The sequence below is a fragment of the Amycolatopsis sp. NPDC051372 genome, from assembly GCF_040682095.1.
GTDB lineage: Bacteria > Actinomycetota > Actinomycetes > Mycobacteriales > Pseudonocardiaceae > Amycolatopsis.
This window is the reverse complement of the sequence record NZ_JBFBAF010000028.1, coordinates 22865-34532: the sequence shown is the minus strand read 5'-3', so window position 1 is coordinate 34532 and position 11668 is coordinate 22865. Positions and strand designations below refer to the sequence as shown.

10 protein-coding genes are annotated in these 11668 nt (G+C 69.8%); 4 read left to right on the top strand and 6 right to left on the bottom strand.

The features are described from left to right. Positions 1 to 10 precede the first annotated feature (10 nt). The 3 genes from AB0M56_RS35125 to AB0M56_RS35115 are packed head-to-tail and all read right to left on the bottom strand — an operon-like array spanning position 11 to position 4269. Complete coding sequence (locus tag AB0M56_RS35125; RefSeq protein ID WP_364184365.1) at positions 11 to 1939, bottom strand: hydantoinase B/oxoprolinase family protein; 1929 nt, start codon at positions 1937 to 1939, stop codon at positions 11 to 13. Positions 1940 to 1942: 3 nt separating this feature from the next. Then, positions 1943 to 3973, bottom strand: coding sequence for a hydantoinase/oxoprolinase family protein (locus tag AB0M56_RS35120; protein WP_364184362.1), 2031 nt, complete (start codon positions 3971 to 3973; stop codon positions 1943 to 1945). A gap of 29 nt (positions 3974 to 4002) precedes the next feature. After that, positions 4003 to 4269, bottom strand: a complete 267-nt coding sequence (locus tag AB0M56_RS35115; protein WP_220243678.1) for a hypothetical protein — start codon at positions 4267 to 4269, stop codon at positions 4003 to 4005. A gap of 136 nt (positions 4270 to 4405) precedes the next feature. Here AB0M56_RS35115 and AB0M56_RS35110 point away from each other — a divergent pair, with 136 nt between their 5' ends. Then, positions 4406 to 5182: an enoyl-CoA hydratase-related protein gene (locus AB0M56_RS35110; RefSeq protein ID WP_364184359.1), complete on the top strand. Its 777-nt coding sequence runs from the start codon at positions 4406 to 4408 to the stop codon at positions 5180 to 5182. A 32-nt stretch (positions 5183 to 5214) separates the two neighbouring features. Then, on the top strand, positions 5215 to 5874 hold the full coding sequence (locus AB0M56_RS35105; RefSeq protein WP_364184356.1) for a TetR/AcrR family transcriptional regulator: 660 nt from the start codon (positions 5215 to 5217) through the stop codon (positions 5872 to 5874). A gap of 18 nt (positions 5875 to 5892) precedes the next feature. Here AB0M56_RS35105 and AB0M56_RS35100 read toward each other — a convergent pair whose 3' ends face one another. After that, positions 5893 to 6450: a hypothetical protein gene (locus AB0M56_RS35100; protein WP_364184353.1), complete on the bottom strand. Its 558-nt coding sequence runs from the start codon at positions 6448 to 6450 to the stop codon at positions 5893 to 5895. Between the two features lie 13 nt (positions 6451 to 6463). Beyond that, positions 6464 to 8452, bottom strand: coding sequence for a dehydrogenase E1 component subunit alpha/beta (locus AB0M56_RS35095; protein WP_364184350.1), 1989 nt, complete (start codon positions 8450 to 8452; stop codon positions 6464 to 6466). 115 nt (positions 8453 to 8567) lie between these two features. Between AB0M56_RS35095 and AB0M56_RS35090 the strand changes: the two genes are divergently transcribed. Further along, positions 8568 to 9626, top strand: a complete 1059-nt coding sequence (locus AB0M56_RS35090; protein ID WP_364184347.1) for an alcohol dehydrogenase catalytic domain-containing protein — start codon at positions 8568 to 8570, stop codon at positions 9624 to 9626. Beyond that, positions 9626 to 10783 (top strand): acyl-CoA dehydrogenase family protein, encoded by a 1158-nt coding sequence (locus AB0M56_RS35085; protein ID WP_364184345.1) that lies wholly within the window; start codon positions 9626 to 9628, stop codon positions 10781 to 10783. Before AB0M56_RS35090 ends, AB0M56_RS35085 begins: the two co-directional genes overlap by 1 nt. On the opposite strand, the gene AB0M56_RS35080 is transcribed toward AB0M56_RS35085, so the two are convergent. Further along, positions 10749 to 11567, bottom strand: coding sequence for a TetR/AcrR family transcriptional regulator (locus AB0M56_RS35080; protein ID WP_364184342.1), 819 nt, complete (start codon positions 11565 to 11567; stop codon positions 10749 to 10751). The two genes, AB0M56_RS35085 and AB0M56_RS35080, sit on opposite strands and share 35 nt — an antisense overlap. Positions 11568 to 11668: the final 101 nt, after the last annotated feature.

Genomic DNA, 11668 nt, shown 5'->3' with positions numbered 1-11668 from the left:
CGGTTCCTCCCTACTTCGCGGCCAGCTCGGCGCGGCGCTTGGCGGTGGCTTCCTGGTCGATCTTGAGGTTCTCCGGGTCACCGTGCGGGTCGCCGGAGATCACCACGCCGTAGTCGCGGTACGCGCCCTCGATGGTCACGTACTCGTCGCGCACGTCGCGGCACACTCGCTCGGGATCGCGCTGCAGCGGTGAACCCCAGCCGCCACCGCCGTTGGTGAGGTAGCGGAACACCGCGTTGGGCTTGGTGTGCCACACCGGGGTGCTGGCGAAGTAGAAGTACTCGCCGTTCGGGTCCACGGTCTTGGTCTTCGGGTCGAGCATCCCGGCGACCGGCGTCGCGCCCGAGTAGACCTCGGGTTCGGTGCCGATGAGGTCCTTGTCCTTGGTGACGTTCTTGTAGTCCGGGTGGAACACCCAGGTCGCGCCGAGCGCGCCGGCCTCACCGCCGTAGACCCCGACCCCGCTCGCGGTCTTGGTGTGCAGCGGGCTCGACCAGTGTTCGGCGTCCGTCAGGTACAGCGTGTCCTTGAGCACGGCCGCGCCACCGCGGTTGTCGCCCGCGCCGCCGCTGTCCGGCGCGTACTCCTTGCGCAGCACCACGGCCGGCAGCTCGGACTCGATGGCTTCCGTGGCCGGGTCGAGGTTGTTGGCCTGGTAGACCACGGAGTAGCTGTCCGCGTCGCCCGCTTCGGTCGCGCCCCAGGGCCCGTGCTCGCCGCCGCACTGCGCGGTGGTGACCCACGGGGTGCCGTCGGGCAGCACGCCGTTGGCGTTGTGGATGTTCAGCGAGCCGTAGTCGCCGCCGACGGCCTTGCGGCCCAGCGCCTTCTCCAGCGCGCGGAACACCGCGAGCAGGACCGGCCCGGTGCTTTCCCAGTACAGGAACACCGCGCCGTCCGGTGGCGTGGCGCTGATGAACGTGCCGGCCGGCAGCACGATGTCGATCGGCCGGTACGCACCGGAGGTGAACGGCGTGGCCGGATCGATGAGGAACTTCAACGCGACCCCGACGGCGGTCTTCGTGTCGAGGATGCCGGCGTTGATCGACGTGCGCGCCTGTGGCGAGGTGCCCGAGAAGTCGAGCTCCATCCGGTCGGCGGCCTTGCTGATCTTCAGCCGGATCTTGTACTCGACGGTGTCGTCGACACCGTCGCAGTCGATGCCTTCCTCGGCCTCGTAGACGCCGTCGGGCAGCTCGGCCAGCGCGGTGCTCATGGACTCGGCCGACACGTCGGTGGAGTAGCGGATCGCGCCGAGGTACGCGTCGACGCCGTAGCGTTCCACGCTCTCGTTGATCAGCTTCTCGCCCAGCAGGAGGTTCTGGTAGATCGTCTTGATGTCGGGCAGCAGCAGTGCGCAGTAACGGGCGTTGTCGAAGATCAGGTTGAACGCCGACTTCACCGGCTTGTCTTTCTTGTACAGCTGCATCGGCGCGATCACGAGGCCGTTTTCGTACACGTTGCGCTTGGTGCCGGAGAAGCCCGCCGGGATCACGCCGCCCATGTCGAGCTGGTGCGCGCGCAGCGTGACGAGCGAGATCAGCTTGCCCTCGTGGAACACCGGGCGGATGAAGCAGATGTCGTTCACGTGGTTGCCCGCGCGGTACGGGTCGTTGCAGATCACCACGTCACCCGGTTCGAGGTTCTCCGGGCCGTACTCCTCGATGGTGTTGCGCACGGCCTCGGACATGGTGCCGAGGAACATCGCGAGGCTGTTGCTCACCGAGGACATCGGGTAGTTCTGTTCCGGCGGGCCGGAGATCGTCGCCGCGAAGTCGTACCAGTCGCGCAGGATGAGCGAGAACGCGTTGTTGAGCAGGCCGGTGCACATGTGCTGCACGATGTAGCGCATGCGGCTCGACAGGACCGACGCGGTGAAGCGGTCGGAGCCGTACAGCTCGGCGAACTGGGCGTCGTCGAGGTCCTTCAGAGAGGTCATGGTTCACGCCTTCCGGATGCGCAGCTCGCCGTAGGTCCCGACGGTCGCGACCTGACCCGGGACGAGGAACGTGGTGGACAGCGGTTCGCGGACGACCGCGGGGCCGGGGACCTGGTCGCCGACGCGGAGGTCGGCGCGCTGGTACTCGCCGGCGTCGAGGACGTCGTCGGTGAGGTAGCGGATCTTCAGTGTGCGCGTCGGCTGCAAGGTGTCGCCCGACGCGCGCTCCGGGATCTTCGGGTACTCGACCTTGTCGGCCTTCGCGACGGCCTGGACGCGGTAGGTGACGCCCTGCACGGGCAGTGCCTCGAACTTGTTGCCCGAGCGCTCGGCGTAGGCCTCGTGGAAGTTCGCGACCATCGTGGCGACGGCCTCCGCGTCGATCGTGCCCGCGGGCACGCCGATGAACGGCGTTTCCCACGTCTGGCCGGCGAGGCGCCCGTCGAAGCTGCGGACGAACTCGATGTTGTCGCGGTCCTTCTCCTGCAGGCGTTCGCGCAGCCGCTCTTCCATGGAGTGGTAGACCTTGTCGACCTGCTCGGCCGCCTCGGCGGTCAGCAGTGTGTAGGCGCTGCGGCTGTCGGCGTAGACGAGGTCGGAGCTGACGAGGCCCAGCGCGGAGAACAGGCCCGGGTGCGGCGGCACGATGACCTCGGCCGCGTGCACCAGGTCGAGCACCGCGGGCAGCAGCATTGGGCCGGCCGCACCGTAGGCGACGAGGCTGTAGTCGCGCGGGTCGACGCCGTGCTGAATGGCGATGTTCACGACGCCCTCGGCGATGTTGTTCACGCCGATGTTGAACGCGTAGCTCACGCGCTGCTCGAACGACAGCTTCGAGTCGAGCGCCTCGAAGGCTTGCCGGGAGAGATCGGGGTCGAGCTTCATCCGGCCGCCGGCGAACCCGTCGGGGTCGATGATGCCCATCAGCAGGCAGGTGTCGGTGGTCGTCGGCTGCCGACCGCCGAGGCCGTAGCAAGCCGGGCCGGGGTCGGCGCCCGCGCTTCCCGGGCCGACCTTGAGCTCACCGGCCGGGTTGATCGTGACGAGGCTGCCGCCGCCGGCGCCGATGCTGGAGACCTCGTTGGACAGTGCGTTCACGATCAGGTCGTGTTCGAGTTCGAACGTCGTGTTCACGAACGGCTTGCCGTCGCTGACCATGCTGATGTCGCACGAGGTGCCGCCGACGTCCGCGCACAACAGGTTTCCGGCGCCGATCAGGCCGCCGAAGTGGGCGCTGGACACGGTTCCCGCCGCGGGGCCGGCGAACACGATGCGGAACGGATGTTCCATCGCGACGTCGGAACGCACGAGCTGCGCGGCGCAGTCGGCGAAGTTGAGGTCACCGGTGAAGCCGAGGTCGCGCAGGCCGGCGTCGAGGCGCTTGGTGTAGGCGTCGTAAGTCAGGCGCATGAAGACGTCGATGACCGTGGTCGACGCGCGCGCGAACTCCTTGGCCAGTGGGGAGACCTCGCTGGAGATCGACACCGGGATGTCGCCGAGCTCCTCGTGCACGAGCTGGCGCAAGCGTTCTTCGTGATGGTTGTTCACGTATGCGTTGATGAGGCAGATGGCCACGCCTTCGACGCCGCACTTGCGCAGCACCGCGAGCTCTTCGCGCACGTGGTCCTCGTCGAGCTGGATCAGGATGCCGCCGTCGGCGGTCAGCCGCTCGCGGATGCCGCGCCGGAGGTACCGGGGCACGAGCGGCCGGTTCGCGTCGCCGTAGGAGCGGCGCCACGCGGGGTTCGTCAGGCCTTCGACCGGGCGCCAGGTGCGGCCGATGTCGAGGATGTCCCGGTGTCCCAGCGTGGTCAGGAAAGCGATCTTCGGCAGCCGCCGCGTGATGATCGCGTTGAGGCCGTGGGTGCTGGCGTGGTTGAAGACCGCGGACGCGCTCACGCCGACCTCTTCGGCACCGCGCAGCACACCGCGTTCGGTGGTGCGCACGTCCGTGGCGACCTTGACGGTCTTGATCTCGCCATCGGCGATCGCCACCACGTCCGTGAACGTGCCGCCGACGTCTACTCCGATCATGGAACTACCCGCCTTTCGGTGATTCGTGGTCAGTAAACGTCGAGGCCGTCGGAGGTGAGAACGATGGGGCCGAGCAGCGGGCCGGTTTCACGGCTCACCGATTCGAGCGTTTTCTGGTGCTTGACGACGGTGAACCAACCGCCTTCCGAGAGCACCGGGTAGCGGCGGAAGTCCGCTGCGGTGGAACCGGGGAAATCCCGTTCGAGGTTCACGCCGAGTGCCTGCAGATCGGCGTCGGTGACCTCTTCCCGGGCTACCGAAAGTCCTTCGGGGACGGATGATTCGACTGCGTCCATGGGCCATCACTCCGGTGTGTTGTGCCGCTGCCGAGTTTCGTGTACCAATCGGTCTAAGAAACCGTGATGGGAAGCACTGTAGGACCCTGATCGCGGCCTGACAAGCCCGGACCGGGTGAGGTGAGGAGCTTCAGTGATGACGGAACGGCTACACGTCGAAACCACCGGCCGGGTCGCGACGGTCCGCCTGGACCACCCGCCCCTCAACGCCTTCGACACCGAGATGCGCCACGCGCTGGCCGACACCGCGGCGCGCTTGGCGGACTCCGACGACGTCCACGCGGTGGTGCTCCACGGCGGCTCGCGGGTCTTCGCGGCGGGCGCGGACATCAAGCAGCTGGCCGGGTTCTCGTTCGAGGAGGTGCTCGGCTGGAACCGCGCGCTGCAGAAGGCGTTCACGCGGTTCGCCGAACTCCCGATGCCGGTTGTCGCGGCCGTCAACGGCTACGCCCTCGGCGGCGGCATGGAACTCGCGCTCGCGGCCGACTACCGCGTCGCCGCTCCCGACGCGGTGTTCGGCCAGCCGGAGGTGCTGCTCGGCATCATCCCGGGATCCGGCGGCACGCAACGGCTGGCGCGCTTGATCGGCCCGTCGCGGGCGAAGGAGCTGCTGATGACCGGACGGCGGGTGCGTGCTCCGGAAGCGCTCTCCCTGGGGCTCGTGGATCGGATCGCCGACGATCCTCTTGCCGCGGCTCTGGAGTACGCGCAGGCGCTCGCGGCGGGACCCCGGTTCGCGATCCAGGCGGTGAAGGAGGCCGTGGACCACGGACTCGATTCGTCGATCGCCGCGGGCCTGGCCCTGGAACGCTCGCTCATCGCCGGCCTGTTCGCCACGCGCGACCGCGACACCGGCATGGCGTCGTTCCTGCGCGACGGGCCGGGCAAGGCCACGTTCGACCGTGACGCCTAGAGTGGTGTGTCTGCCAGCAGCGGAGGGGAAAAATGCCGAGACCACCGGGACACGGCCCCGGCTACGAGGTCAAGCGCCAGGAGATCATCGACCAGGCCGCCGCGCTGTTCGCCAAGCAGGGCTACGCCGCCACCGGGATCGCCGAGATCGGTCAGGTCGCGGGCCTCGCGAAGGGCGCGCTGTACTACTACATCGGGTCCAAGGAGAACCTCCTGGTCGAGATCCAGGACCGCGTACTGCGCCCGCTGCTCACCGCCGCCCGCCGCATCGCCACCCTCGACGAGGACCCGGTCCTGCGGCTGCGCCTGCTGTCCGAGACGCTGCTCGACATCATCCTCGAGCGCCTCGACCACATCTGGGTGTACGAACACGACTACCGCCACCTGCGCGGCGCCAACCGCGCCCGCCTGCTGCGCCAGCGCCGCGAGTTCGAACGCATCGTGCTGGATCTGCTGGCCGCTGCGATGGACACCGGCGCGTTCCGCCGGCTGGACCCGCGGCTGGCCATGCTGCAGTTCCTGAACCTGCACAACCACACCTACCAGTGGGCCCGGCCGGACGGACCGTGGGACGCGGCGTTCCTGTCGCGGGAGTACTGCGCGACGTTGATCTCGGGGTTCTGCAGTCCGGGTTACGACGTGGCTGACCTGGAGGAACGGGTGGCCGCGTTCAGAGCGCGGGTGCCGGCCTGACCCGCTCGATTCGCTCGGTCACGCGCGGACGGGTGCCTCCTCGTCCGGCCCCGTGATCTGCAGGGCCTCGCGGACCTGCTGACGCAGCCCGAGCAGGAGCACGCCCAGGTAGCGCTGGTTCTTCACGGCCGCACCCAGATCGCGCAGGCCCAGCGCGTAGTCGTGGCTCTGGCGGAACTCGAGGTAGACCTCGTCGGCCGCGGCAGCGAGCGCAGTCGGGCCGAAGATCATCAGACCGGACAGCACCTGCTGCACCTGCTCGTCGAGTGCGCGCAGCTCGTCGAGGCCGGCCGGCTCGTGGCCGGCCTCGCGCGCCGCGACCGGCTTCTCCAGCGCGCGCTCCCAGTCGCGGAAGGCGGCGAGCACCGCGATGTGCACGTCGAAGCGCTTCTCTCGCCAGTGGGCGTCGAGGTCGCGCTGGCGTTCCCGCGCCCAGCGCTGGTCCTCGCGCACGGCTTCCCGCGCCCACCGGCGCTCCTCGCGCCAGACGTTGATCAGCTGACCACTCACCACCCCCAGGATGCCGAGCACCGCGACGACGATCGGGACCCACACCGAGACCTGGCCGGACTCCATGCGGGCAGCGTAGTCACGCGCGAGCCGATTCCCGGACGGCGGCGGCGATCCGTTCCTTCGACGGCAACCACACCCGCTCCAGCGAAGGCGCATAAGGCGCCGGCGTCCCGGCCGCACCTACGCGGATCACGGGCGCGTCCAGCGTCCAGAAGCCTTCTCGCGCGGCCACGGCGGCCAGCTCGGCGCCCACGCCGAAGTCGCCGACCGCCTGGTGCGCCACCACCAGCCGCCCGGTCTTGGCCAGCGACTGCAGGACCGTGGCGGTGTCCAGCGGTGCGATGGTCCGCAGGTCGATCACCTCGACGCTGATCCCCTCGGCCGCCAGCTCCGCGGCCACGTCGACACAGTCGTGCACCAGCTTCGAGTACGACACCAGCGTCACGTCCGTTCCCGGCCGGCGGATGGCGGCGCAACCCAGCGGCACCAGGTGCGTGGGCGGCGGCTGCGGTCCCTTCCGCCCGTACATCAGGCGGTTCTCGACGAACACCACCGGATTCGGATCGCGAATGGCGGCCCGCAGGAGGCCATACGTGTCCGCCGGGGTCGACGGCATCACCACGGTCAGGCCGGGAATGTGCGCGAGCAGCGCCTCCAGGCTCTGCGAATGCTGGCTCCCCGACGACTTCCCCGCGCCGAACTGCGTGCGCACGACCATGGGCAGGCTGACGGCGCCGCCGGTCATGAACCGGAGCTTCGCGGCCTGGTTCATGAGCTGGTCGAGGCACACGCCGACGAAGTCGAAGTACATCAGCTCCACCACGGGGCGCAGGCCGGCCATCGCGGCGCCCACGCCGGCGCCGATGATGGCGCTTTCCGAGATCGGCGTGTCGCGTACGCGGCCGGGGTACTTCTCGGCGAGTCCCCTGGTCAGGCCGAAGACGTTGCCGCCGGCGCCGACGTCGATACCCGCCAGGAACACGGACTCGTCGTGGGACAGCTCGTACTCCAGCGCGCCGCGGATCGCGTCCATGGTCCGGAAGATCTCGCCCGTCGCCTCAGCCGGCTCCGGCACGGGCTCGCGTGGCACGCCGACGTAGTGGTGCAACGTGTCCGGCGACGGTTCCTCCGCGGCGCGCGCGGCCTCGACCGCCGCCTCGATCCGGGCGTCCACCTCGGAATCGATCGGGGCGACGTCCGTGCCCAGTTCACGCAGCCGCGCCGCCAGGCGCACCAGCGGGTCGCGTTCCTTCCACTCCGCCAGCTCTTCGGGCTCCCGGTACTTCTCCGGGTCGCCCTCGTAGTGGCCGTGCCAGCGGTACGTGTCGGCCTCGACCAGCACGGGCCCGCCGCCCTCACGCAGCTCGCGCACCAAGCCGTCGACGAGCGAGGCGACGGCGGCGACGTCGTTGCCGTCCACGTGGTGGTAATCCATCGCGTACCCCGGCGCGCGGTCAGCGAGCGACGCGCGCGTCTGGGTGGCGATCGGCGAGAACTCGGCGTACTTGTTGTTCTCGCAGAAGAAGATGACCGGAAGCCGCCACACCGAAGCGAGGTTCGCCGCTTCGTGGAACATGCCCTGGGCCACGGCGCCGTCGCCGAAGAACGCCAGCACCACACCGCCCTGAGCACGCAGCTGCGCGGCCGTACCCGCGCCGACGGCGATCGGCAGCCCCGCCGCGACGATTCCGTTGGCCCCGAAGATCCCCTTGCGCGGGTCCGCGATGTGCATCGACCCGCCGCGGCCCCGGCACGTGCCGGTCTCCTTGCCCATCAGCTCCGCGAACATGCCCTCGACGTCGAGGCCTTTCGCGATGCAGTGGCCGTGCCCGCGATGGGTGGAGGTGATCACGTCGCGGTCGTCCAGCGGCCGGCACGCGCCGACCGCCGAGGCTTCCTGCCCGATTGACAGGTGCAGGAAGCCGGGGATCTCGTTGTTCCGGTACAGCCTCGACGCCCGGTCCTCGAACTGCCGGATCAGCCGCATCCGCCGGTACATCTCGGTCAATGCGCTCGGGTCACCGTCGAATGCCGTTGCCAGGTCGCTCACCCGGGTGGAAGTCATCACGCTCCTGCCCTTGCCGTTCACCGGTTTCCTCCCCGGCCCTTGACATCGCGCCGGGAACCACGATTCTTGTACCGACTGTTCGAAAAAACAACTCCAGTTCGGAGGTGGTCGCGTGCACGCGCTGCGCTGGCACGCCAAGGGCGAGCTCCGCCTCGACGACGTGCCGGAACCGCCGGCACCGGCGCCGGGTCAAGCGGTGATCGCCGTGTCGTACTGCGGGATCTGCGGCACCGACCTGCACGAGTTCGCGCACGGCCCCAATCTCATCCGCACGGGGCCACACCCGTTGACGGGCCTCGAACCGCCGTTCACCCTGGGCCACGAGATGAGCGGCACGGTCGTGGCGCTCGGTTCCGACGTGCCCGGTGTGAACGTCGGCACACGCGTGGCCGTCGACCCGTGCCTGCGCTGCGGCGTGTGCCGCTGGTGCACCCACGGCGAGTACCACATCTGCGCCAAGGGCGGCTCGATCGGCCTCGCCGCCGACGGTGGGTTCGCGTCGAAGGTCACCGTGCCCGTCGAGGGCCTCGTGCCGGTCCCCGACGGCGTCTCCGACGAGCTCGCCGCCCTGGCCGAGCCGCTCGCCGTGGGCCTGCACGCGATCCGCCGCGCGGGTGTCCAGCCGGGTGATCACGTCCTCCTGCTCGGCGCCGGCCCGATCGGGATCGCCGCGCTGCTGGCCGCGAAGCTCGCGGGCGCCGCGGGCCTGTACGTGAGCGAGCCCGTGCCCGACCGTGCGCGCAAGGCCGCCGAGATCGGCGCGACCGAGGTCTACGACCCGGCGAAGACCGATGTGCGGCGCGAAGTCTTCCTGCGCACCGGGCGCGTCGGGCCCGACGTGGTGGTGGAGGCGACCGGCCGTCCGGACCTGGTGGAGCTGGCCGTGAGCACCGTGCGCCGAGGTGGGCGCGCGGTGCTGTGCGGGATCAGCGGCGCCAGCGCGTCCTTGCCGATCACGCAGATCGTGCCGTTCGAGCGCACGGTGCTCGGCTCGCTGGGCTACAACTTCGACATCCCCCGCGTGCTCGACCTCATGGCCACCGGCCGGCTCGACGCGACGCCGATGCTCACCGGGGTGCGGCCGCTCTCGGCCGGGCGCGACGCGTTCGCCGAGCTCGAAGCCGACCGCGGCAGCCACCTCAAGATCCTGCTGAAGCCCGAGGAGCACTGATGGACTTCGACCTGCCCGAGGAAACCGTCGCGCTGAAGCAGCTCTGCCGGGATTTCGCCGCGAAGGAAATCGCGCCGTACGCCGCCGATTGGTCCGAGCGCAGCCACTTCCCCACGAAGGTGTTCCACGACTTGGGCAAGCTCGGGCTGATGGGCATGCTCGTGGACGAGAAGTACGGCGGCACCGACGCCGGCTTCGTGTCCTATGTTGCCGCGATGGAGGAGCTGGGCGCGGCCGACCAGTCGATCGCGTCGGCGTGGAACGCGCACTCGACGATCGCCACGCTGCCGCTCGCCACGTTCGGCACCCACGAGCAGAAGGAACGGTGGCTGCGGCCGCTCGCCTCGGGAGAGGCGATCGGTGCCTTCGGCCTCACCGAACCCACGGCCGGCTCGGACGCGGCCGGCATCCGCACGCGCGCGCGACAAGCCGACGGTGGCTGGCTGCTCGACGGCACGAAGATGTTCATCAGCAACGCCGGCACCGAGATGAGCCTCGGCGTCACCGTGCTGGCCCTGACCGGCGAGAACGACGGCGGCGCGAAGCGCTACGGCACCTTCTTCATCCCCGAAGGCACACCCGGCTACACCAAGGGGCAGCCGCTGAAGAAACTCGGCTGGCACGCGCTCGACACGCGTGAGCTCGTGTTCTCCGGCTGCTGGGTGCCCGACGACCACCTGATCGGCGAGGAGGGCAACGGCTTGCGCCAGTTCCTGGAAGTCCTCGACGGCGGGCGCATCAGTGTGGCCGCGCTGTCGTTGTCGCTGGCGCAGAAGGCCCTCGACCTCGCGGTGCGCCACGCGGGCGAACGCGAGCAGTTCGGCCAGCCGCTCACACGGTTCCAGGCCGTGGGGCACAAACTCGCGGACATGGCCACGGAGATCGCGGCGGCGCGCTGGCTCGTGTACAACGCGGCGTGGCTCGGCGACCAGGGCCGGCCGTTCAGCACGGCGGCGGCGATGGCGAAGCTCTACGCGTCGGAGGTCGCGAACCGCGCGGCCAGCCAGAGCGTGCAGATCCACGGCGGCTACGGCTTCATCCGCGAGTCAACCATCTCGCGCTTCTACGCCGACGCGAAGATCCTCGAAATCGGCGAAGGCACAAGTGAGGTGCAGCGCAACGTCATCGCCCGGGCTCTGGCCCGCGGCACCGCTTGACCTGCAGCTCGATGCCGTCGAGCAGCCGGTCGAGGCCGAACTCCCAAGCCTCGGCCGCCTGCTCGCCCGCGCCCTGGTCGAAGCCGCCGCCGAGCCAAGCCCGGTTCATCGCCGGGTGCGCGGTGAGGTCGAAGTACTTGCCCCAGAAGGAAGAACGCTGGTCCCACCACGCGTCGTTCGACTGGCCGGTGCTGCGTTCGAGGTGGATGCTCTCGGCTTCGAGCGCCGCGTTGGCGTCCACGTAGGCCGTGATGCTGTTCGCGGCGGCCACGGTTTCGCGTGGCGCGAGCCCCAGACCGTCCACGGTGGACAGTACGTACTCCTGTCCGGCGAGCTGACCCGGGCCGAGCGCGGGCCGCACGCGCGACATCTCGCGCAGCCACGGGTGGCGGCGGTGGGCTTCGCGCGTGCGCTCGGAGTAGAGCCGGATCTGCGCGCGCCAATCACCCGTCCGTGGCTGCCCGGGGCCGGGCAGGCCGCGCTCGACGAGGACGTCGTCCACCATCAGGTCGACGAGCTCGGTCTTGCCGGGCACGTACGTGTAGAGCGTCATGGTCCCGGCGCCGAGCTCCTTGGCGACGCGGTGCATCGACGTGGCCACGAGCCCGTCGGCGTCGGCGACCGTGATGGCCGCGGCCACGATCTGCCCGACGGTGAGCGTCGGCCGGCGCCCACGCGCGGGTTCGGCTGCGGACGTGGAACGTTCGCGCCACAGCAACGCGAGCGTGCGGTCGATCTGCTCAGCCTCCGCGGCGCGTTCGTCGCTGTTCTGCTCGACGGTCATCGTCGCAGCCCCTCCCCTGCCCCGGCGCTGATCGGTTGCCGGGGATCCTACCTGCCGGTTCGGGACCTTCGACCCATCCGCGAGGCTCCGGGCGCGGCTAC